Source organism: Pseudomonas caricapapayae, from assembly GCF_001400735.1.
GTDB classification, from domain to species: Bacteria; Pseudomonadota; Gammaproteobacteria; order Pseudomonadales; family Pseudomonadaceae; genus Aquipseudomonas; species Aquipseudomonas caricapapayae.
Genome location: NZ_LJPW01000147.1, coordinates 86,955 through 109,794, shown reverse-complemented (window position 1 = coordinate 109,794; position 22,840 = coordinate 86,955). Strand labels below are relative to the sequence as shown.

20 protein-coding genes are annotated in these 22,840 nt (G+C 59.4%); 9 read left to right on the top strand and 11 right to left on the bottom strand.

Annotation, left to right across the window (positions count from 1 at the left end; genetic code table 11):
• Positions 1 to 2,415: non-ribosomal peptide synthetase (locus ALO80_RS22160; protein ID WP_144434244.1), on the bottom strand; the 2,415-nt coding region annotated here is incomplete at its 3' end.
• Positions 2,416 to 2,716: 301 nt separating this feature from the next.
• On the opposite strand from ALO80_RS22160, the gene ALO80_RS22155 reads away from it, so the two are divergent.
• A complete protein-coding gene (locus ALO80_RS22155; protein WP_055010547.1) occupies positions 2,717 to 3,490 on the top strand; it encodes a helix-turn-helix transcriptional regulator in 774 nt (257 codons plus the stop codon).
• A gap of 69 nt (positions 3,491 to 3,559) precedes the next feature.
• On the opposite strand, the gene ALO80_RS22150 is transcribed toward ALO80_RS22155, so the two are convergent.
• The 3 genes from ALO80_RS22150 to rpiB form a co-directional block, all read right to left on the bottom strand.
• The gene (locus ALO80_RS22150; RefSeq protein ID WP_055010546.1) at positions 3,560 to 5,935 is read right to left on the bottom strand and encodes a glucose/quinate/shikimate family membrane-bound PQQ-dependent dehydrogenase; all 2,376 of its coding nucleotides are present in this window, start codon (positions 5,933 to 5,935) and stop codon (positions 3,560 to 3,562) included.
• Between the two features lie 58 nt (positions 5,936 to 5,993).
• Positions 5,994 to 6,974, bottom strand: a complete 981-nt coding sequence (locus ALO80_RS22145; protein ID WP_054988658.1) for a sugar-binding transcriptional regulator — start codon at positions 6,972 to 6,974, stop codon at positions 5,994 to 5,996.
• A gap of 67 nt (positions 6,975 to 7,041) precedes the next feature.
• Positions 7,042 to 7,503 carry a ribose 5-phosphate isomerase B gene (gene rpiB, locus ALO80_RS22140; protein WP_055005746.1) on the bottom strand — a complete coding sequence of 154 codons (462 nt, stop codon included), beginning with the start codon at positions 7,501 to 7,503 and terminating at the stop codon, positions 7,042 to 7,044.
• A gap of 280 nt (positions 7,504 to 7,783) precedes the next feature.
• Here rpiB and ALO80_RS22135 point away from each other — a divergent pair, with 280 nt between their 5' ends.
• From ALO80_RS22135 to dhaL, 7 genes are all read left to right on the top strand, one after another.
• Positions 7,784 to 9,271 (top strand): sugar ABC transporter ATP-binding protein, encoded by a 1,488-nt coding sequence (locus tag ALO80_RS22135; RefSeq protein ID WP_055010545.1) that lies wholly within the window; start codon positions 7,784 to 7,786, stop codon positions 9,269 to 9,271.
• A complete protein-coding gene (locus ALO80_RS22130) occupies positions 9,268 to 10,248 on the top strand; it encodes an ABC transporter permease (protein WP_055010544.1) in 981 nt (326 codons plus the stop codon). The genes ALO80_RS22135 and ALO80_RS22130 overlap by 4 nt, the downstream gene beginning before the upstream one ends.
• A gap of 52 nt (positions 10,249 to 10,300) precedes the next feature.
• Positions 10,301 to 11,311, top strand: coding sequence for a substrate-binding domain-containing protein (locus ALO80_RS22125; protein ID WP_055010543.1), 1,011 nt, complete (start codon positions 10,301 to 10,303; stop codon positions 11,309 to 11,311).
• A gap of 136 nt (positions 11,312 to 11,447) precedes the next feature.
• The gene (locus ALO80_RS22120; protein ID WP_055010542.1) at positions 11,448 to 12,203 is read left to right on the top strand and encodes an SDR family oxidoreductase; all 756 of its coding nucleotides are present in this window, start codon (positions 11,448 to 11,450) and stop codon (positions 12,201 to 12,203) included.
• A 29-nt stretch (positions 12,204 to 12,232) separates the two neighbouring features.
• Entirely contained in the window at positions 12,233 to 13,348 is a 1,116-nt protein-coding gene (locus tag ALO80_RS22115; RefSeq protein ID WP_054984170.1) for an MDR/zinc-dependent alcohol dehydrogenase-like family protein, read from the top strand.
• Positions 13,349 to 13,388: 40 nt separating this feature from the next.
• On the top strand, positions 13,389 to 14,390 hold the full coding sequence (locus ALO80_RS22110; protein WP_055010541.1) for a dihydroxyacetone kinase subunit DhaK: 1,002 nt from the start codon (positions 13,389 to 13,391) through the stop codon (positions 14,388 to 14,390).
• Between the two features lie 3 nt (positions 14,391 to 14,393).
• Complete coding sequence (gene dhaL / locus ALO80_RS22105; RefSeq protein ID WP_055010540.1) at positions 14,394 to 15,083, top strand: dihydroxyacetone kinase subunit DhaL; 690 nt, start codon at positions 14,394 to 14,396, stop codon at positions 15,081 to 15,083.
• A 327-nt stretch (positions 15,084 to 15,410) separates the two neighbouring features.
• Here dhaL and ALO80_RS22100 read toward each other — a convergent pair whose 3' ends face one another.
• Positions 15,411 to 15,824 (bottom strand): (R)-mandelonitrile lyase, encoded by a 414-nt coding sequence (locus tag ALO80_RS22100; RefSeq protein ID WP_055010539.1) that lies wholly within the window; start codon positions 15,822 to 15,824, stop codon positions 15,411 to 15,413.
• 101 nt (positions 15,825 to 15,925) lie between these two features.
• Between ALO80_RS22100 and ALO80_RS22095 the strand changes: the two genes are divergently transcribed.
• Positions 15,926 to 16,816: a LysR family transcriptional regulator gene (locus tag ALO80_RS22095; protein WP_055010538.1), complete on the top strand. Its 891-nt coding sequence runs from the start codon at positions 15,926 to 15,928 to the stop codon at positions 16,814 to 16,816.
• A 40-nt stretch (positions 16,817 to 16,856) separates the two neighbouring features.
• Here ALO80_RS22095 and ALO80_RS22090 read toward each other — a convergent pair whose 3' ends face one another.
• From ALO80_RS22090 to ALO80_RS22065, 6 genes are read right to left on the bottom strand one after another with little or no spacing between them, the layout of a single operon-like run.
• Positions 16,857 to 17,597 (bottom strand): GntR family transcriptional regulator, encoded by a 741-nt coding sequence (locus ALO80_RS22090; RefSeq protein ID WP_055010537.1) that lies wholly within the window; start codon positions 17,595 to 17,597, stop codon positions 16,857 to 16,859.
• 28 nt (positions 17,598 to 17,625) lie between these two features.
• The gene (locus tag ALO80_RS22085; RefSeq protein ID WP_055010556.1) at positions 17,626 to 18,423 is read right to left on the bottom strand and encodes an HAD-IIA family hydrolase; all 798 of its coding nucleotides are present in this window, start codon (positions 18,421 to 18,423) and stop codon (positions 17,626 to 17,628) included.
• Positions 18,424 to 18,467: 44 nt separating this feature from the next.
• Positions 18,468 to 20,051: an alkaline phosphatase family protein gene (locus tag ALO80_RS22080; protein WP_055010536.1), complete on the bottom strand. Its 1,584-nt coding sequence runs from the start codon at positions 20,049 to 20,051 to the stop codon at positions 18,468 to 18,470.
• On the bottom strand, positions 20,048 to 20,635 hold the full coding sequence (locus tag ALO80_RS22075) for a hypothetical protein (protein ID WP_055010535.1): 588 nt from the start codon (positions 20,633 to 20,635) through the stop codon (positions 20,048 to 20,050). Before ALO80_RS22075 ends, ALO80_RS22080 begins: the two co-directional genes overlap by 4 nt.
• Positions 20,636 to 20,647: 12 nt before the next feature.
• Positions 20,648 to 21,694 carry a hypothetical protein gene (locus tag ALO80_RS22070; protein WP_055010534.1) on the bottom strand — a complete coding sequence of 349 codons (1,047 nt, stop codon included), beginning with the start codon at positions 21,692 to 21,694 and terminating at the stop codon, positions 20,648 to 20,650.
• Positions 21,691 to 22,827, bottom strand: coding sequence for a hypothetical protein (locus ALO80_RS22065; protein ID WP_055010555.1), 1,137 nt, complete (start codon positions 22,825 to 22,827; stop codon positions 21,691 to 21,693). The genes ALO80_RS22070 and ALO80_RS22065 overlap by 4 nt, the downstream gene beginning before the upstream one ends.
• Positions 22,828 to 22,840: the final 13 nt, after the last annotated feature.

The following is a 22,840-nucleotide window of genomic DNA, read 5'->3' as shown; positions in this document are numbered from 1 at the left end:
CGAACCAGTACAACGGCATCTGTAAAGCTCACCGGGAACGCCCACGGGCATAGGCTGCAGGCGCTCGTCGAGGACGTAAACCCGAGTGTTGGCGACAGGCCCGCCGATGTGTAGCGAGCCATTGGCCATTACTTGCCCGGAGGTGGCGACGACCGTCGTTTCAGTCGGGCCGTAATTGTTGACCACGGCATAGCGGCGGTTGTGCACGAATTGACGAAGGCGATCGCCGCCGATCAGCAGAGTTCGCAGGGTCGGATGGTCTTCTGCCTGGCTGAAAGCATATTCGGCCACCGGAGTGGGAAGAAAGCTGACGTCCAGCGGCTGGGCACGCCACCAGTTCAGCATCGCTTCAATATCCTCTCCGCTGTCCTGAACCGGAGCCAGGTGCAGGGTTGCCCCCGCGCACAGGGTCGGCCAGAGTTCCCAGGCCATTGCATCGAAGCCAAACCCTGCCAGGCATGACGTATGGCTGCCTGCCTTGACATCGAACGCGTTGCAATGCCAGTCAACCAGATTGGCCAGCCTACGGTGCTCCACCATTACGCCTTTTGGCTGGCCGGTGGAACCCGATGTGTAAATGACGTACACCAGATTGTCGCTGCTCAGCCCCGGCACCAGCGGATTGCTGTCAGTCGATGGGGACTCAGTGCAATGATCCAGCTCGATCAGCGGCATTGCCATCGGCGGCAGGCGTTCGATCAGCGTCGACAGCGTCAACACCACCACCGGCGCACTGTCGCTGAGCAGGTAATGCAGACGTTCGCGCGGGTGTGACGGATCGATTGGCACATAGGCAGCGCCCGCCTTGAGAACCGCCAGAAGCCCTACCAGTGTCTCCAGGCCACGGCGGGAAACGACAGCCACCCGATCGTCAGGCCGCACCCCTTGGTAGATCAGGCGCTGGGCCAGTGCATTGGCCTGCCGGTTGAGTTGCGTGTAGGTCAGGTATTGCTCCTGATAGACCGCTGCCACTGCATACGGACGGGTACGGGCCTGCTGTTCGATGCGTCGATGAATCAGCTGTTCATCCGCAGCGGCCCTATGCGTCTGGTTCCAGGCCTGTATTTGCGAGTGCTCGGCAGGTGTTGACAGGCGGAAGTCCTGCAGCTTGAGCTGCGGGCTTTCCAGCCCCTGCTCCAGTATGTGCAGCAGACGCCCGGCGATGGCCTGGGCCTCGGCATCCTCTACCCAGGCACGGTGGTGGACCAGATGCAGCGAGGCCTCATCGTTGTGGCTGTTGCTGCGCAAATGAATGGCAAGTGGTGTGGCCTCGTAACCATTGGATACTTTTACCGTCTGAGCCTGGGCCTCGCCGTAGCAGTAATCATGGTCTTCAAGCTCGTAGGATACCGAGACTTCGAACAACTGCGCCCGCTCTTCACGGGATAGTTCGAGGCTCCGATTGAGCTCGCTCAGCGGGTAGCGTTGGTGACGAAAATCGCGTTTCAGCGCGTCACGCACCTCGACCACCAGAGCGCCGAAGTCCAGTGTCTCGGCGAAGGCCATGCGCACTGCGCTGACCTGAGCGAAATGGCCCAGGGTTGCCTTGAAGCGTGCCCCGCTGCGGTTTAGCAGTGGCAACCCTGCAACCCATTCGTTGCGTTGCGCCGTGCGGGTGAAATAGACGTGCAGAACCGCCAGCAATACATGAAACGCCGAAGCGTTGTGGCGCTCGGCAAATTGCTTCATACGTACATGCAATGCCTGAGGAAGTGCCTGCACCCATGCATGGGAGGGTGCAGGGTCTGTCGCTCTGCGGTTGTGATAGCGCGATACCAGCAACGGCTCCGGCAGATCACGGTATTTTTCCAGCCAGTAGGCTTCGTCCAGCGAATATCGCTTCGACGCCTGGTACAGCGCATCGTCTGCAATGAATGCGCTGTAGCCTGGCGCATTGATGTCGAGGCGCTCGCCTGCCCTCAATGCGCTGTAAATCTCGCCCAGAGACTTGAACAGTTGCCCGAAGCCCCAACCATCCAGAATCAGGTGGTGGGCCTGCCCTGCCAGCCAGTAACGATCATGGGCGACACGAATGAGGCAGAAGTCAACCAGCGGGCTGCCATCAAGTGTGTAGGGACGCCGCATCTGGTCATTGACCAGCGCTCGCGCTGCATGCTCCGGTTCTGGATGATCCCTGAAGTCGTGCAGCGGCATGGGCTGCGGCATGGCAGCCGCATAGGATTGGAGCGGCAAGCCATCCGGCCCGGCCCCAGGCACAAGCAATGTGCGCAGGCTTTCGTGAGCGGCAACCAGATGATCAAGCGCTTGATGCAGCATGGTCGGATCGACCGGTCCGGTCAGTTGCAGGTAGCCGCCGATGTTATAAAGCGGAGAGTCGCCACGGCTGATCTGGTCAAGCCAGATATCACGCTGAGCAGCGGTCAGAGAAAAAGTTTCGGCGGCAGGGGCACGCATGGCTCAAGATCCTTCTTGGCAGGTAGGCCGCGGATTAAGCACTGCCGACCGGACGATGTATGGCCCCTTAAACCCGGACAGGACCCGGCGGCTGGCTTATAGCCACACCTCATGGCAAACGCATGTGCGGCGGGTTGAAAATCTGTCCCTGTTTTCCGCTACAGACGCGAAGCAAAAGCTTAGGCTGAATACCAAAAGACCCAGTGCCATCATCAGGCTTATACGTTATTGCAATCAGAAGTTGCCGCGCAGCAATTGGCCATGGCCTGTTACTGCGCGGTCGGAATCAGGAAAGCTCAAGATGAACACGGCGCAACATTTCGAATACAGCGACGATCCACGCTTCTATCTGCAACTGGCTCAGTTGGTTTCCAGTACCGGCGACACAACGTTTGCCGGGCAGATGCTGCAACTGGTCGATTCGCTGGTGCCTATTCACGGGGTTGACCTCAGTGAATGGACGCTGGACGTACGTGAGAGCAGCATCAGCCGCATCCATCTGCTCGGCAGTGCCGGTCTGCAGCAGGACACTCCGAACATCGAGGCAACCGGCCATCCTCTGCTGTCAAGCATTCTGCATATGCAGGACCCATTGCTGGTCCAGTTGAAGAATCCGCTTGGTGCGCAACACCCGCAGCACAACACTCACCAGTGCAATCTTGTTTCCAGCAGCGGTGACCGTCGACGGATCATCTGCTTCTATCGGTCGGCCACCTTGCGGGCGTTCTCGCTGAGCGAACTGTCATTGCTCAAGAGTCTTTCCGACACGCTGCTGCCGCTGGTGGAACATCACGCGCAAATCCTCGCCCAGGCAGGTGATCGCAATGCCCGTGTCGAGCCAGAACCCGGTTCACTGGATCAGGCATTCAGCGGCAGGCTGGCGCAGGATTCGGTCACGCTGTCCGCACGCGAGCAGGAGGTTTGTCTGGGTTTGCTGACCGGCGGAACCGTGGCCGAAATGGCGCAGCGCTTGAAGGTAAAGAACAGTTCGGTGGAGACCTACCTCAAGCGTGCCACTGCCAAACTGGGTGTCAGCGGTCGACACGGTCTGGCTCGCTGGATGGCTGGCGGTTGAGCACCCGGTAAAGGCATGTTCCATGCGCGCAGAAAAAAGGGCCGTTACCGGCCCTTCCCTTGCCCGCTCTCAGTCAAGCCGGAACGCAATTACGCTGTCGCCCAGCGTGGTCCCGAGTGATCCGTGACCGCCGGCCGCAATGATCACGTACTGTTTGCCGTCGTTGCCGGTATAGGTCGAAGGCGTCGCCTGCCCACCTGCCGGCAATTCATGCTCCCAGAGCACTTCCCCGCTGTTGACGTCGTAAGCGCGAAAGAAGTTATCCGCCGTCGCCCCCTGAAATGCCAGCCCGCCTGCTGTGACCAGCGGGCCACCGTGGGCTACCATGCCCATCGGAAAACCGACCGGGAAACGTGCCTGCATGAAGTTGGTCTTGAGGTTTTTGGTCGTGCCCACTCGTCGAGTCCAAACGGTTTTACCGGTGGCCAGATCGACCCCGGCCAGGGTCCCCCACGGTGGTGCAGTACAGGGAATGCCAAGGCTGGAGGCGAATCTTGAAATACGGATGGCGTAGTCACCGGCGAAATTCTCGTTCCAGTACGGTTTGCCTTCCTCGGTGAACAGGCGTTTTTCTTCTGCCTGCTCGGGCCGCTTGATCAGGTTGTAGATGTAGGCAAGGCGCACGGGTGCCGCAATGAGTAGTTGACGGTCAGGATCAACGGCCACCGAGCCCCAGTTGAATACACCGATGTTGCCGGGGTAGATCAGCGAGCCGGTCTCTGTGGCCGGTGTCCAGGGGTTGCCGTCATAACGAAGTCTGTTGTAGGTGATCCGGCAGGCCATCTGGTCAAAGGGCGTGACGCCCCACATGGATTTCTCCGTCAGCGCCGGCGGGATGAAGTTAACCCTTGAGACCGGCTGGGTCGCAGCAAAGCGCTCGCCCGCAATGCCGCCTTCGGTGTGCACACTGACCTGATCGACAGGCACTATCGGCTCGCCCGTCAGGCGGTTGAGCACAAAGATGTTGCCTACTTTGGTCGGCAGCAGCAGCGCAGGCTGCTTGCTGCCCTCTTTTCCCAAGGTCAGCAGCGAAGGCTGTGAGGGGTTGTCGCGATCCCACAAGTCGTTGTTCGACGACTGGAATTTCCAGCGCAGCGCACCGGTCTTCAAGTCCAGCGCCACCAGTGCATCACGAAATTTCTCGGTGTTGCTGCCAGGGTCTCGCCGGGTGCCGGTTTCGTCAGGCGATGCGTTGCCGAAAGGAACGTACACCAAACCGTTTTCAACATCGGCGCTGAGGGTTGCCCAGGCAACCGGTGTGTCCTGCGGATAGTTCCGGTCAGCCGCTACTGGCTGGGTGCTGTCCGGGTTTTGCGGGTCGAAGTTCCATACCAGCTCGCCGGTCATGACGTTGAAGGCGCGAATGACGCCGGACGGATTGCCAGCGCTATAACCGTTATCCATTACAGAACTGCCAATAACGATCAAGTCGCCCGCAATGAGCGGCGCAGAGGTCTGCATCAGCGCATGAGGGCGAATCTTGCCCATGTTGATGCTCAAGTCGATCACACCGCCAGTGCCAAAATCACTGCACAGGTTGCCAGTGTCTGCATCAAGCGCGACCAGCCTGGCATCTGCCGTGGCGGTGATGATGCGTTTTGCGCATTGGACGGGCTGCTGCGTCTTGCCCGTCGCACCGGATATGGCGGAATAATAGCTGACACCCCGGCAGGTCTGATGCTGCTGAAGGTAAGAACGTTTTTTCTCGGGCGTGTATTTCCAGGCCAGTTCTCCGCTCTGCGGATTCAGCGCATGCACTTCGTTATGAGGTGTACACACATACACCCGATCGTTGATCTTCAGAGGCGTGGCTTCAAAGGTGTACTCGCCGGCATCCTTGCCTGCATCCCGCAGGTCGCCGGTATGGTATTCCCAGGCAACCGACAGCGTGCCGACGTTTTTCGGGGTGATCTGATCGAGACGGGAAAAGCGCTGACCTGCCTGGGTCCCGCCATATGCCGCCCAGTCATTGCCTGCCGAGTCGGCGCTGCGGGTGGTCACTGCGTTGCTGATCTGCCCTTGAAGCGGGTACGGGTCATGGAACATCAGTGCGACCACAATCAACAGCATCACACCCAGCGTACTGCCGAGAAAGGGGTGAAAACGACGGTTATCGCTAGTCGAACGAGCCTGATAGAGCGGCCGCACCACCCAGGGCAGCGCCAGCCAAAGACCGATCAGTGCAAAAAGATCGCCGCGGGGTATCCACTGCCATTTGTCAAAGCCGACTTCGTAGACGATCCAGATCAGAATCCCCCACATGATCAATGCATACAGGGTCAGCGCCGACTTCTTCTTCAGGAATACCAGAGTGGCCGTGGCCAGCAAGCCCAGGGCAATCACCGAGTAGGCTGGAGACCCCCCGGCGGCGACCAGTTGCGCCCCCATGAACAGCAGAATAAAACTCAGTATCGCGATCACGATACCTGTCGCTTTCAGCATCATCGTCCTTGTCCTTTCTTGTTATTCGATCTTGCGCCGCAAATGTTTCAAAAAACCGCTATCAGTTTTTGCGTGTCGCATCATCCAGCGCAAGGATGGTGTGGGCGTTGGTGACGGTGGTCGCCAGCGTGTTGATCACCCCGGAGCGCAAGGCCCCCAGTGTCGCGGCTGCCTTGGTGTTTTCGCTGGCGATGGCCACTACATCCGGGATGCGAAACAGCTCATGCACGGTCAGACCGATGACCCTGCCCTGAATGGCATTGACTGCGGGCTGGCCGTGAATATCGATGAAATCATAGCCCATCATGTCCCCCACCGTGCCGGACAGCCTGGCCTGGGCAATTTCCTGCGGGGAAAACCAGCCCATACGCACCATGTTGCTGTTTTCGCTCATGTCACCAATGCCGATCAGTGCCATGTCGGCGCGGCGGGCGCGGTCCAGCGTCGAGCGCACGGTGTCGTTGCTGATCAGGATACTGCGCAGCTCGGGGTTGGCTACCAGAGCCGGCGCGTAAAGGCTTTCGCTTTCGCCGCCGAAGCGCAGCGCCAGACGACGGCAAATGTGATCGGGGTTCATGTATTCGCCGGCCTTGAGCGAACCGCCGATGGCGCAGACAAATGTGCAGTTGCGCGTCACCGGCAGGAACACGTTATCTGCCACTGCGCCAACGTTTCTGCCCATGCCGACCGCGACGATCATGCCGTCGCCCAGGGTTTTGTTCAGATAATTGGCGACCAGGCTGGCGACTGCCGAGCGCTGGGTATCGGGATCGCTGTGGTCGACTGCAATCAACGCTCGGTCCAGCTGGAAGCGCTCTACCAGCGCCAGTTCCAGCTCGTTGTTCATCGCCGGGTGCTGTAACACCCGTACTTCGACAATGCCCTCATCGCGTGCGCGTTTGAGCAGTCGGCTGACTTTTGCGCGCGACAGGTCAAAACGTTTGGCAATGGCTTCCTGAGTGACGTTCTCGAGGTAATACAGCATTGCGACTTCAGTCATCAGGTCGATGTCGCTGGCCATGCGCTGGGTACTGTCACTCATGTGGACGGGCTTCCGTTTCGGCGTCAAAGGCGCATTCTCCCTACTCCCGCCCGGTGCCGTCCACTCACTATTGATGCCCGTCGCGCTCTATCGCGTTTATGCGCTCGACCTTGGCCCCGGAGCGGGCAGCCTCGAACTCCGACTCCAGAAAGGATTTGACGATGCTTTTCGCGAGTTCGGTGCCGATCACCCGTGCACCGATGGAAAGAATTTGCGCATCGTTGCTTTTGCGCGCCCGCTCTGCCGAATAGGTGTCATGGGCTTGCGCAGCACGGATACCCAGGACCTTGTTGGCCGAGATTGCCATGCCTATTCCAGTGCCACAGACAAGCACACCAAGCCGCTGCTCGCCGGCGTTGATCGCCGTAGCGACTGCCAGAGCAATGTCCGGATAAAGCACCGGCGCAGTGGAGTGCGTGCCGAAATCGGTCACCGGGTAGCCCAGCGTCTCGATATGGCGTTTCAACAATTCCTTGAGTTCATAACCCGCTTCATCACATCCGATAGCCACCGCGAAAGGTGTGTTCATGGCATCAGGCTCCGCTGCCGAGGTCTTATTGTCTGATCAAATGTTCATTCATTGAAATTCCGACCAATCATTTCTCGGGCATTAGCGGCGCAGTGTCAAGCTTGTTTTTGAATGATTGCTCAGCGAATACGCTTTAACGAGGCAAGAGTGGCCAGAATCAAGCGTCTTAAAACTTTTACAGGAAAGAGATTGACTGATCAGAATTTCATTTGATACACATATGCTCACTGATCGACTCATCAGTGCACCTAATAAGAATTCACAGCACGAGGACACGCCAATGGCTACGCCATTACTGCTCCAGGCTGAAAACGTTACCAAGGCCTATGCCGGTATCCCCGCCTTGCGTGACGGGCGCCTCTCATTGCGAGCAGGGAGCGTGCATGCCCTGTGTGGTGGCAATGGCGCAGGCAAGTCCACGTTCCTGAGTATTTTGATGGGCATCACCCAGCGTGATGGCGGCACCATCCTCCTCAATGACCAGCCTGTGCAGTTCAGCCGTCCTGGCGACGCCCTTGCAGCTGGAATCGCAATGATTACCCAGGAGCTGGAGCCCATCCCCTTCATGACTGTTGCCGAGAACATCTGGCTGGGCCGCGAACCGCGCCGTGCCGGCTGCATCGTCGACAGCAAAGAGCTGAATCGACGTACCCGCGAACTGCTGGAAGAACTCGAGTTCGATGTCGACGCCACCAGCCCCATGCACTTGCTGAGTGTTGCGCAGATACAACTGGTGGAAATTGCCAAGGCGTTCAGTCATGACTGCGAAGTGATGATCATGGATGAGCCCACCTCGGCCATTGGTGAGCGTGAGGCGCAAACCCTGTTCAAGGCCATTCGCCGACTGGCTGCCCGAGGTGCCGGCATTATCTATGTATCCCACCGCCTCAGCGAGCTGGCGCAGATTGCCGACGACTACAGCATCTTTCGTGACGGTGCCTTTGTCGAAAGCGGACGCATGGCTGATATCGACCGGGCACATCTGGTGCGCGGAATCGTCGGTCAGGAGTTGCAGCGCATCGATCACAAGGTCGGTCGTGAATGCGCTGCCGAGTGTTGCCTGGCGGTCGACAACCTGAGCCGTAACGGCGAGTTCGAAGACATCAGCCTGCAGGTGCGTCATGGCGAAATTCTCGGCATTTATGGCCTGATGGGATCAGGCCGCAGTGAGTTCCTCAACTGCCTGTATGGCCTGACCACGCCTGACTCCGGCAGCGTCACCCTGCAAGGCAGGCCCATGCCGGTCGGCCTGCCCAAGGCGACCATTCGCGCCGGCGTTTCACTGGTCACCGAAGACCGCAAGGACAGCGGCCTGGTGCTCACTGGCAGCATCCTTTCCAACATCGCCCTGTCGGCTTACCGGCAGTTGTCGAGCTGGTCGCTGATCGATGCCCGCAGGGAGCACAGCCTGGCCGAAGAGATGGTCAGGCGCCTGCAGATCAAGACGGCGTCGCTGGATCTGCCTGTCTCGTCGATGAGCGGCGGCAACCAGCAGAAAGTGGTGCTCGCCAAATGCCTGTCAACCGACCCGGTCTGCCTGCTCTGCGATGAGCCGACTCGAGGCATTGACGAGGGGGCCAAGCAGGAAATCTATCACCTGCTGGATCAGTTCGTGCGCGCTGGCGGTGCCGCCATCGTGGTCTCGTCGGAGGCGCCGGAACTGTTGCGCCTCAGTGACAGAATTGCCGTGTTCAAGGGTGGCAGGCTGGTGACCATCAGCAGCGATGCCGATCTTTCCCAGGAAGTCCTGCTGAGTCTTGCCTCATGAATGCCAAAACCGCTATTGCTCCCGCCACCACCGCAGCACCACGCAGCCGTCTGCGCCTGTCCCTCGATCGCTTCGGCCTGCCGCTGGTGTTCATTCTGCTGTGTCTGGTAATGGCTTTTGCCAGCGAATACTTCATGACCTGGCGCAACTGGATGGACATCCTTCGCCAGACCTCGATCAACGGCATTCTCGCGGTCGGCATGACCTACGTGATCCTGACCAAAGGTATCGACCTGTCCGTTGGCTCTATTCTGGCGTTTGCCGGATTGTGCAGCGCTCTGGTGGCGACGCAGGGTTACGGCCTGCTGGCTGCGGTCAGTGCAGGGATGTTTGCCGGAGCGATGCTCGGTGTCGTCAATGGCTTCATGGTTGCCAACCTCTCAATTCCGCCATTTGTGGCCACTCTGGGCATGCTCAGTATCGCCCGTGGCATGACCTTCATTCTCAATGATGGCAGTCCGGTAACGGACCTGCCCGAAGAGTATCTGGCGCTGGGCATCGGCCGGGTCGGCCCGATTGGTGTGCCCATCATCATCTTCGCCGTGGTCGCACTGATTTTCTGGATGGTGCTGCGCTACACCACTTACGGGCGTTATGTGTACGCCGTCGGCGGCAATGAAAAAAGCGCACGTACCTCCGGGATCGGCGTGCGCAAGATCATGTTTTCGGTGTACGTGGTTTCCGGGTTGCTCGCGGGCCTGGCCGGGGTGGTGTTGTCTGCCAGAACCACTTCCGCCCTGCCCCAGGCCGGCATGTCCTATGAGCTGGATGCCATCGCAGCTGTGGTCATTGGTGGCACGAGCCTGTCCGGAGGCACCGGCAGTATCGTCGGCACATTGTTCGGTGCACTGCTGATCGGTGTGATCAACAACGGCCTCAACCTGCTGGGTGTGTCTTCCTATTACCAACAGGTCGCCAAGGGCCTGATCATCGTGTTTGCAGTGCTGATTGACGTGTGGCGCAAGAAAAAACGCTAGTTGCTTTTCCTCTGTATGAACGACTGACTACAACAATAACGAGGTTCTCATCATGAAATTCGGTACATCCCTGGCCGCGGTCGCGGCGCTCTCCCTGCTCGCCAGCAGCATAGCCCTGGCCGCCGATGGCAAGACCTACAAGATTGGCGCTGCAGTGTATGGCCTCAAGGGGCAGTTCATGCAGAACTGGGTGCGTGAGCTCAAGGAGCATCCGGCGGTCAAGGACGGCACCGTGAAGATCACTGTATTCGACGGCAACTATGACGCGCTGACCCAGAACAACCAGATCGAAACCATGATCACCCAGCATTACGATGCGATCATTTTTGTGCCTATCGACACCAAGGCAGGCGTCGGCACCGTGGCAAGGGCAATGGAGAACGACATTCCGGTGATCGCCTCCAACACTCGGGTTGCCGGCAACAAGGTGCCTTATGTCGGCAACGACGATGTCGAAGGTGGCCGCCTGCAGGCACAGGCGATGGTCGACAAGCTCAAGGGCAAAGGCAATGTGGTGATCATTCAGGGGCCGATTGGCCAATCGGCGCAGATTGATCGGGAAAAGGGCGAGCTGGAAGTTCTGGGCAAACACCCGGACATCAAGATCATCGAGAAGAAGACCGCCAACTGGTCGCGTGCCGAAGCCCAGACACTGACCGAGGACTGGCTCAATGCCCATCAGAACGGTGGTATCTCCGGAATCATTTCGCAGAACGACGACATGGCGCTCGGTGCCTTGCAGGCGTTGAAATCCCGCAATCTGAAGCCTGCTGACGTACCGATCACGTCCATCGACGGCATGCCTGATGCCATTCAGGCCGCCAAGAAAAATGAAATCACCACCTTCCTGCAAGACGCTCAAGCCCAGTCTCAGGGTGCCCTCGATGTCGCCCTTCGCACCCTGGCCGGGAAAGATTACAAGCCGCAGTCGGTGATCTGGGAGCGCTACGCCAAGGACGTGAAGTGGGGCGACGGCACTGACAAGAACTACATCCTGCCCTGGGTGCCTGTCACCGACGCTAATGCCGACGCGCTGTATCAGCAGGTCAGCGGCGGCAAGTAAGCGGTCTGAGATTCCCGCTTCTGCCCGGAGGGCGTGGGAGCGAAGCGTCGCCCGGTTCGCTCCCACGGCCTTCGGCCAGAATCAAAAGCTGACGTGTTTGAGTCTTCAAAAAAACAGCGCTACAGGAGTCATTTTCATGTCTGAATTCTGGAACAAGGCCTTCGATCTCGATGGCCGTTGCGCGGTCATCACCGGCGGAGCTGCCGGGATAGGTCTTGCCTGTGCCCGCTTGCTGGCAGAGCGCGGTGCGCGGGTCGCACTGCTGGACCGTGATCCGGCGGTAGTCGATGTGGCTGCCAGCCTTGGCAGCGCGCATGTCGGTATTGCGGTCGATCTGCGCCGGGTCGATCAGGCCAACAGCGCCATCGACACGGCTTTCGAGCACTTCAAGCGCATTGACTACCTGGTCAACAGCGCCGGTGTGGCCCTGCTGGACAAGGCTGTCGATGTCAGCGAAGACGCTTGGGACACGACACTGGATATCAACCTCAAGGCCAGTTTCTTCGTCGCCACGGCCTGCGCGCGACACATGCTCGGCCAAGGCAGCGGACGCATTGTCAACCTTGCCTCGCAGGCCGCAGTCATTGGCCTGGACCGGCACGTCGCCTACTGCGCAAGCAAGGCCGCAGTGGTCGGCATGACCAAAGTGTTGGCAATGGAGTGGGCACCGCACATCAACGTCAATGCCATCTCGCCCACCATCGTCGAGACCGCGCTGGGCAAAAAAGCCTGGGCGGGCGAAGTCGGAGAACGGGCCAAATCGCAGATTCCGGCAGGCCGCTTCGCCCAGCCGGAGGAAATAGCCGGGCTGGCGCTGTATCTGCTGAGTGATGCCGCCAGCATGATCACCGGCGAAAACGTAGTGATCGACGGCGGCTACAGCATCCAGTAATTCATTTTCCTGTCGTGAGGTTTATCGTCATGTCCACCGTCACCGAACGCACTGCCGAACAACTCTCTCCTGTGATTCCGGCCACCATGCAGGCGGTGGTTTGCTATGGCCCGGAAGATTACCGGCTGGAGACCGTCGATGTGCCGACGCCCGGCCCTGACGAGATTCTTACCAAGGTCGAGCTGTGCGGGATCTGCATGGGCGACATCAAGACCTATCGAGGCGCTCCCTCGTTCTGGGGCGATGCCGAGCAGCCCCGCTACGTCAAACCACCGATGATTCCCGGCCATGAATTTGTCTGCCGAGTGGTCGCGCTCGGCCCCGGAGCGGAAAAGCGCGGTGTACAGATCGGCGACCGGGTGATCTCCGAGCAGATCGTGCCGTGCTGGGGCTGCCGTTTCTGCAACCACGGGCAATACTGGATGTGTCAGAAACACGACCTGTATGGCTTCCAGAACAACGTGCAGGGCGCGATGGCCCAGTACATGATTTTCACCAAGGAAGGCATCATCCATAAAGTGCCGGATTCGATCGCCCCGGACGAAGCGATCCTGATCGAACCGCTGGCCTGCTCGTTGCACGCTGCAGAGCGGGCCAACGTCGATTTCGACGACATCGTGGTCGTTGCCGGCGCGGGTACGCTGGGCCTCGGAATCATCGGCGCAGTACGTATGCGTAACCCGAAAAAGCTCATTGTGCTCGACATGAAACCCGAGCGCGCCGCCCTCGCCCTGCGCATGGGCGCCGATGAGGTATGGAACCCCGCCGAAGTCGATGTGCTGGCAAAGATCCGGGAGATAACCGGCGGCTACGGTTGCGACATCTATATAGAAGCCACAGGGCACCACAAGGCGGTCAATCAGGGCCTGGCGATGCTGCGCAAACTCGGTCGTTTCGTGGAGTTCAGCGTGTTCAATGACGAGGCCACGGTGGACTGGTCGATCATTGGTGACCGCAAGGAGCTGGACGTGCTCGGTTCGCATCTCGGGCCCTATATGTACCCGCGCGCCATCGACTTTATCGGTAATCGCAAGATCGACATGCGCGATGTGGTCACGCACAAGTTCCCCCTGGCGGACTTCAAGCAGGCGTTTGCCGTCATGGAGCGCGGCGACAAATCACTGAAGGTCGTTCTGGAGCCTTGATCCACCCGATCCTTATAAAAAGAACACAGGAAATCGCGTTATGAATCGAGTGATAAACGATCCGGACCACGTGGTCGAGGACATGCTGCGCGGCATTCTGGTTGCGCATCCCGAACTCTCGCAGAGTGCCGGCAACCCGCGGGTCATCAGTAAAACCCGGCCGTCGGTGCAGGGTTCCGTCGGTATCGTCACAGGGGGAGGATCGGGCCATGAGCCAGCCTTTCTTGGCTACGTCGGCCCCGGTCTGGTGGACGCCGTGGCGGTTGGCGAGATTTTCTCCTCGCCCACCGCGAAAAGTTTCTTCGACGCCTTCCGTGCGGCGGATCATGGGGCTGGAATCGCCTGCCTGTACGGCAATTATGCGGGCGACAACATGAATGTGAAGCTGGCAATGAAAATGGCTGCCAGCAAAGACCTGCAAGTCCGGACCGTGGTTGCCAATGACGATGTGGCCTCCGCGCCCAGATCCGACATTGCCAAGCGGCGTGGTGTGGCCGGGGAAATTTTCATGTGGAAGGTCGGTGGCGCGGCGGCCGCACAAGGTTACGATCTGGATGGCGTAATACGTGTTGCGCAAAAAGCCGTGGACCAGTGCCGCTCCATCGGAGTTGGTCTGACGCCCTGTACCATTGCTGCAGTCGGCAAGCCAAACTTTCAGATCCCGGACGGCAAAATGGAGCTGGGCATTGGCCACCACGGCGAACCGGGGATCGAGGTCGTTGCGATCGAGTCCGCAGCGGCGATGGCAGAACGCATGTTGACGCCGATTCTCGCCGACAGGGATTTCAGCGCCGACGACAGCGTTGTCGTGCTGGTTTCCGGCCTTGGAGCGACACCGGTCATGGAGCTGTACATTTTCTACGCCGAAGTGGAGCGCCTGCTCGAGGCGCGGGATTTGAAGGTCCATCGCTGCTACGTCGGCAATTACTTCACGTCGCTGGAAATGATGGGCGTAACCCTGACCGTGCTGGGCCTGGATGCCGAACTGAAAACCCTGATCGACCACCCTTGCCGTTCCATCGGCCTGACACAGGCGGAGTGAACCATGAACCAGCCTTTCTCTGAGCAATTCTCTACCCGACATGGCACGGCCATCGTTGCCGATCTGGTGAGCGTGATTGTCGCCAACCGCGAATACCTCAGCGAGGTTGATGGCGCGATTGGTGACGGCGACCACGGTATCAACATGGCCAAGGGTTTCGCGCATTGCGGCCGGACCATCGAAGGCCGCCAATTGAGCCTTGCAGAAGCTCTGGATGAACTGACCCTCAGCCTCATGGAAGGCATCGGTGGCTCGATGGGGCCGCTGTACGGAAGCCTGTTTATCGGCATGGCCGATCGGGTGCGTAGCAGTGAGCAGATCAATGCCGCTACCTTCGCCAACCTGCTGCGCGGCGGGCTTGCTTCATTGCAGGACATCACCGAAGCCGGTGTCGGCGACAAGTGTCTGATGGACACCCTGATTCCGGCCGTCGAAGCCTTTGAGCAGGCCCACGCCCGAGGTGAATCATTCGGCGCAGCCCTCGATGCGATGAAAATCGCTGCATCACAAGGGCGCGATTCCACCCGTGATCTGGTGGCGAAGATTGGCCGAGCCAGTCGTTTGGGCGAACGGTCACTCGGCGTACTGGATGCAGGCGCGGTATCGTGCTGCCTGATATTGACGCAACTGGCGGATTCGGTGCAGGCGCGGCTGACGTCAGCGAAGGCCATGATTCATGAAAATCATTCATGAGACTATCCCGACAACGCCCCATTGTTGGCTGAATGACAGACCTATAAGGGGATCCGGACATCACAGCGGATCTGTTCACGCGGATTCGCTCGAGTTTCACCTGGAAACTGTTCATGTAAAATCCGAAAAAAATCACCGTAGTCATCGGCTCAGGCTCCATAAAGCAAGCCATCGCCCGCCCTGTCAGCGCGGGCAGACACGTGACCAAACGGGGGCTCTGGCTGCCCTGTTGCTGGGCCCGGAAGGCTCGTTCATCACCGGCAGCGACTTCTTGATGGACGGCGGCGTAACGGCCCGTACCGGTACGGCGATCTGGCACCGGAATAGTTACTCGCCGTTATTGGCCGCGTGGTAGTCGCCATCCGAGACCTTTTCCATCCAGTCAACCACCTCGCCTTCCAGCGCTTCGGCAATGGCGATGTGGGTCATGGCCGTTGTAGCGGTTGCGCCATGCCAATGCTTGACGTCGGGCGCAATCCACACAGTATCGCCGGGCTTGATCATGCGAACCGGCTGGCCTTGTTCCTGCACCAGCCCGGCACCTGCCGTGACGATCAGCGTCTGCCCCAAGGGATGGGTGTGCCAGGCAGTACGGGCTCCCGGTTCGAACGTTACCGTAGCTCCGCTTATTCTCGCGTCTTGCGAGCCCTTGAATGGCGCGTCGATACGCACGACGCCGCTGAAGTAATCGATCGGGCCGCTGGCTGAAGGCTGTGAACCGCTGGAGTTGATGACGATCATGGGGATCCTTGAGCGTTGTTAGAAGGCACGTCAATCTACCGGCCGAGAAATACTGCGACTATCCGCTAGAATCCGAAAATACTTATCGACAGGACTCATCAATGCTTCGGGAAAACGCTGCCGACCTGCTTGCCTTTCTTGCAGTCGCCAAAGAGCGAAGCTTTACCAAGGCAGCTGCCAGGCTGGGTGTTTCACAATCCGCACTGAGTCACACCGTTCGCGGCCTTGAAGCGCGCCTTGGGCTGCGCCTGCTGACACGTACCACGCGCAGCGTATCGCCCACGGAGGCTGGCGAACGCCTGATCCAGAAAGTAGGCCAGCATTTCGATGAAATCGAAATCGAGCTGGCAGGACTGAGCGACCTGCGCGACACCCCTGCCGGAAAGATTCGCATCAACGCGATGGATCACTCGCTGGACCTCATCATTCACCCAGTACTCAAGACCTTTTTGCACAAATACCCGGACATCAGTGTTGAGGTGTGTTGCGACTACAGCTTCGTCGACATCGCCGCTGAAGGGTTCGATGCGGGCGTGCGACTGGGTGAAGCTGTCGCGGACGGAATGATAGCGACCCGCATAGGCCCGGACATGCGCCTGTCAGTGGTCGGCTCTCCAGCCTACTTCGAAAACCGCACGAAACCCGAGACACCCAGAGACCTTACTGCGCACCGCTGCAACAATCTGCGCCTGCCTACCAATGGCGGCCTGTATGCCTGGGAGTTCGCCAAAGACGGCGAAACCCTCAATGTGCGAGTTACAGGCCAGGTCACGTTCAATGGTGTCTATCCGCTTCTGGACGCGGCGCTCGACGGTTTCGGGTTGAGTTACATCCCGCACGATCTGGTTGCCGAACCTATCGAAGCCGGACGTCTGATTCAGGTGCTGGAAGACTGGTCACCGACCTTTGCCGGCTTCCATCTCTATTACCCGAGCAGACGCCAGGCATCGCCTGCGTTTGCCCTGTTACTGGAAGCGTTGCGTTACAGGTGATTGATAAAACGATCGAAACGTGTGGCTCGGCAACGATCAATCACTGCGCATGCGCACGCGTCCTGACGGGCTCGCTGTTCTTCTCGGCATAATGACGTGCGCGACGCAACACATGCTGGGTGGCTCTGCGCGCCTCCTCCTTATTGAGTTCAACATGCGCTTCCAGCAATTGCTGGGCCTGTCGCGGTCGACGTTGCAGGAGGGCCTTGAGAATGCTGCCATGCTCTTCGTACGTTGCATCGATTCTGGAGGTGCTGAATTCGAGACGCCGGATGGTCCTGGTCTTCTCGGTGATCTCGTAATGCAGCCTGGCCATTTCCCGGTTACCCACGGCCTCGACCAACGCGCAATGGAACCGTTCGCCCAGCCCGGCGAGGATATCGGTGTCCCTCAATCGGTCTTTTTTCGGCACCAGCCATGTGCTTATTAGCTCGTCGATCAACGGCTCGACGCTCAAGTCCATCAAACCCAGCCTGGCGAGCGCCGCCAGCTCGAGCACCACACGAACGTCATACAGTTCTTCGAAGTGACGAGGGTCGAACGGCCGCACCTGCCAGCCGCTACGGTAATAAACCTCCACATACCCTTCCTGCTCCAGCCGGAACAGTGCCTGCCTGACCGGAGTACGACTGGCCTGAACACGTTCGGCCACCTCACCCTCGGTAAATCGCTCGCCTGGTAACAGGCGAAACTCGGAAATGTCTTCTTTGATTCGGGCATAAATCCGCTCGGACATGTTCTCCGGGCGTTCTTTCGACTTTTTCGCACATGCTGTCTGCATTGATGATTCGTCCTTGTAATCCGGTTACTTAACCTTGGCGCAACTGATCTGCGGCACTGCCGGACATCCACCAGCGTGGAAAATCTGCAATCCCTTCAATCACCGCATCCACGTTTTGCCGATGGGCCTCAAACAGCGTCGGATCATATTTTCCGGTACGCACCAGCAGGCTGCTGGCCCCGACGGCTTTCGCCCCTGCGCAGTCAGTCAGAATGTCATCGCCTACTACCAGAGTGCGGCTGGCGCAGGTATTGATTTTGCGCAAGGCAGCCTCGAAGAACATCGACGACGGCTTGCCCATGACCAGAGCCTTTACCCGCGCCGCGGCTTCAAGCCCGACGATGAAGGCACCGCAATCGAGGCGCTCACCGTCACGATCAAACCAGAACAGGTTTTTTTGCAATGCAATGAGACGGGCACCGCCTCGCAACATACGGAAACAGCGATTCAACGTGGCGTAATCGAAGGCTTCGCCGATATCGCTGATGACGACTACATCCGGGTTTGTGTCGTCTGTAACGATGCTACTGAACACCGCCCGCATCGAATCGGGGACCAGCAGATGGCACTTGAGGTTAGGGTGTTGCTGCAAATATCCCAGACACGCCGTGGTAGCGGTCTGAATTTCGTCCGGGACGACCTCTATTCCGGCGTGGCAAAGCTCCTCTGCCAGAGCCTCCGGCATCTTCGCCGTGGTATTGGTCAGCAATTGCAGCCTTAAACCCTGGGAACGCGCGAAGCTCAATGCATCGGCTGCGCCCGGTAGAGGCTGTCCCTTGAGCATGAGTGTGCCGTCGATATCTAAAAGCAGGCTGTCGAAGCGCATGGGCATGAATAAGCTCCCTGTGGCTGAAATTATCGAGTCAGGTATCAGGATGTGGCTGTCAGCCATTGGCGAATCGCGGGCAGTGGCACCTCAGCGTCGGCAGGAGGTGGCAACGGCGTGCTGCTGGCGTCCAGCAATACGCCACGCAACCAAGGGTCCGTGGCACATACCGTGTGGTCGCCCCCTTTTCGGCTGAGGCGAATGGCGTGTTCTGAGCGAGCGGCCAGCAGGCGGGTGCCTCGTGGGGACTGCCAGTAGCAACCGCCCGTCCAGCCGTCGGGAAAGACCTGCACGTCGGCGCACTGGAACATCGTCCACTGATCCTGAAACGGCTGCGCCAGGCTTTTGCGCCAGGCGTCGGTCACTGAGCCAGGGTCGTGTCCGGACAGCGCAAGTCGCGCCGTATTGAACAGCACCAGACCGTTGTCGGCCGGATGAAAGACTGCCGCGCTTTTTCGCATATCCGGCGCGCCTGACGAGTCGTAGACCAGCCAGCCCTGCTGCTCGAAAAAAGTATTGGGGCAAAGGTCGTGATGGACCGGAGCCATGCCGTGATCCGAATGAGCAATGCAGCGTAATTCGCGACCCGCCGCATCGACGCAGCGCAGGATCAGCTCATCGACCCACCCCGATATCTCGTCGAACAAGCGCTGCCCAACCTCTTGCATCCATTCGTTGGCCCAGCCTGGCGCGAGGTATTTGAGCAAATGATGTGACAACAGATCCACCACCGGGTAATAACCAATGACCCGCTGTGCGTCACCGGCTCTGACTGCGCCGACAATGTCTTCGCAAAAGCTTTCATGCATCTCTCGCATCAGCTCCAGCAGCAACCATTCCGCAGCACCCTGCCCGCCCTCATCCAGCCGCTTGCCCAGCTCTCCGGTGCGATACAGCACCGTCAGGTCATTGGCCACGTAAGCCTTGCCGGCGTCGCACTGCAGATCAAGCGCCTGGACCTCCCGGTAACCGAAACTGATCACACAGACGCGCTCTTCGATATGCACCGCGCGCATTGCAATCGCCCTGCACACATTACCCGGGGCCTGTCCCGACAATGGCACGTGCACCGTGCTGCCCAGCGGCAACCGGTACTCGGGACGGCCCTGGTCATCGGGCCAGTCGAGCACCGCACCGTCCTGTTGAACACTGACCCTGGCAATCACACCGAGCGCCTCGATACGCAGGCAGCCACCGTTTTCGATGACCTCGGGACGTAGCGAAAACCCCTGATACACAGAGCTTTGCCCAAGCAAGGCGTGCCCCAGCCTGTCAGGCTGGACAAAGGGCACGGCACACAGGCGGAAGGTTATGCCCTGGCGCGCCCACTCATCCCAGACCATATCGATGTGACGGGGCCAGACCTGAAAGGCATCTGCCACCGCCAGGCAGTCCTGCGGCGTTGGCGCAGGGACGAGATAGCCCGTCAGACCGTGCTCGCTGGCTGCCACGCCGCTGAAGATCGAAAACAGCGATGGCGGAGTCTGGCAATTGGGCGACAGTGGCAGCAAGGGGTAACACGGCCATTGCGCCGAGGGCAGTCCAGGCTGTCGTGCCCGGTAACGTTTGACCAACTCCCACGACAGGCCGTCGATCAACAGCCATACCAATGGATCAGCGCCCTTCATGAAGCGATCCGGCGTTGAGAGTCGTCCAGCGCCCAGCGGGCCACCACAGCAACACGCTGCCTCAACTGCTCAAGCGAACCGCTGTTGGGCAGTACATAATCCGCTTCGATCCGGCGCATCTGCAGATCCAGTGCGCTGTTTTCCACCACACTGATATCGCCTCGCTGCCCCAGACGCGCTTGTCTCACGGATGAATCGGCAAGCACCTTGATCACCTGGAAGCCTTGCGTCTGAAGGTACGGCCAGTCAACGGTGTCGTCGCGCAGGTCGTCATTGATGACAACCTGAGCGCAGGACCGGCTGAGTCGTCGGGCGAAGTTTGTGACCAGCGACTGGCTGTCCAGATCCCTCAGCTCGCGTGCGATGCACTCCAGCAAACGCTGATTCTGGCTGCCGCTCGCCACTTCCACCCCGGCCTGCTCGTAGAACATGTCTTGTAACTCGTACAGGGGCTGGGCGAGCTTGAGGAGCTCTACCGACAACCCGGCCGCTTCGAAATACTCACGCAGTAACCGGGCCGTTGTACTCTTACCGGAACCGCTGGGGGCCACCAGCGCCAGACGCAATTGGATAGCGTGGTTCATAGGATCTCCTTATCAGGCGCTGATCAACTCACGCGCCACGCCCACACGGCTTTGCCACTGTACTCCGAGCAGCCCACGGACGATTTGCGGCGGTATGCTGTCGGTCAGCGAACCGGCATCCAGCAGGCCGTGCCAGGTCGAGGTAACGAAACGATGCGGCCACTCGAAGAGCGTGGGGGAATGAATGTGTTCCAGAATCGCATCGCGGTCCATTGCATGGACCTGCAATTTGCCCCGCGCCGACACGTTGGGCAGTATGACGGTCTCCAGCCAGCCACAGCCTTCCGGACTGGCCTTGAGTGCGGCACGCATGGCTTCAGGTTTGCACAGGCGTTTTTCGGTATGCGCAATCGGCAGATCATCGGCCACCGAGGCCAGATCGAGTCGCTTTGCCAGTTCCGGATGTGTGCGTAATGTACCTACACCGACATGCGGGTAGTCCGGCCAGCCGCGGGCGCGAATCCGACCGTCGAGGTTGTCCAGCAACAGCTTGTCCCCGGAAAAGTACAGGTACTCATCGGACAGTACCAGGTCGAGCATGGTGGTAGTCTTGCCAGCCCCCTTCGCGCCGCCAATGGCAACAATTCCGCCGTCCGGCCCGACCACCGCCGACGCATGCATGATCACACTGCCTTTGGCCTGTTCGACCAGCAGCCCGTAATAACGCACCAGCTCGATCAAGTGGATGAATGCATTTTCGTCGCCATGAAAATCAACCGTGTGACGCGCCCGGTCAATCCGGTAACCGACCCGTGTATCGGCGTCCCAGGCATAGTCCAGCCCCGTCTGCTGGTCATGGCCGCGCAAGACCCGCAGGGTAAAACCGGGGGCGTATGTTTCGCGGATGATGTCAGGCGTTACGCACAAGTCCATCCACTCCGGGTTGAACGCGGCGCTGTCGTGTAGACGCACCCTAAGGTCGACGGCTGTCTGGCCGTCGTCGTCCACCTCGGCAAAGTAAGGCGTGAGGAATACCCGCAGCCGCTGGGCCAGTGCCGAGCCGGAGGTTTGATCGTCCAGCTCGAAGCGATAGCGTCCATTGCAAAGATAACGGCTCATGAGTGCAGGCTCTCCGGGGTTGCGATGAAAGGCGATGGCGAATGCAGGAAGGCAAAACGGTCAGTCAGGGGCCAGCACTCCTGGCGACGCAGGCTCAGAAATGTCTGCAGGTGCTCCATCAGCCTGCGCAGATCGGCATTGATCGACTGAGGGTCTATTGCGCCCCGGCACTTGAGAAAACGTACCTCACCGCGCGTCGTACTTCCCGCCTGCGAATCGAGCGGCGTGCAGGTCTCGAAGGTGATCGCGAAGAGGTTGCCGCTGTCCACGGATTCACACGGGGCACTGAACGCATAACGTCGGTACTCGCCAAGCGCCTGCAACGAGCTATCAATGTTCATGGCCATGGCCTCCAGCGTCGGTGAGCCCAGCGACAAGTGCTTTACGGTGCCGGACAGGTTGCCAGGCGCGCTGCGGAACAGCTGTACGATGGGTTCATTGACCGCCAGTTTGCGTTTGCGGCTGCAGTGCTCGACCCATACATAACCACCGTCTTCTGCCCTGGCGGCGGTTACCTGATGGTCCCAGACCTGAAATTCGTCACCGCACTGACTGGTGAACGGCGCTATTTCCGGGCTGAAACTTGCGTCGAACCAAGCCTCGCCGAGCATTCGGGCATGGCAATCAGGCGTCAGCTCGAAGGACTCGACGTAGGTCTGTCCACTGGTGGCGTAGCGACATTCCCAATTGTTGATCGCCAAATGGTTGCGCTCGAAGGCATTACGCAGCGCGATCAACAGGTTTTGCGGGACGGCAGGCTGCTCGATTTCAAGCGGCGGCTGTACAAAAAGCGAACGATGCACATCAATGCGATTGAGCAAGTGGCTGATATGCACTTGGTCCGCCTGCAAGCGAATGATCGCCAGCGGGATGGCGGCACCGGACAGATTGTCACAGCGTTCATCGCCCAGCGCGCCGTGCGATGCCTCCAGAAGCATCGCCCCGTCGGCATTCCAGCGTGCCAGTACCCGGTGGCGGCCTCGCAGGTCAGCGACGGCGGTCAGCTCCCCTAGCAAAGCCATGTCCGTAGCAACGGCATACAACCGGTAGTCATCGCTGCCGAACGGCTCCTGATGGCGAATTTTCCAGCTACCAAACACAATAGCCGTCTGCGTGATCGTGGATTGCGGCATGGTCATCTCCCCG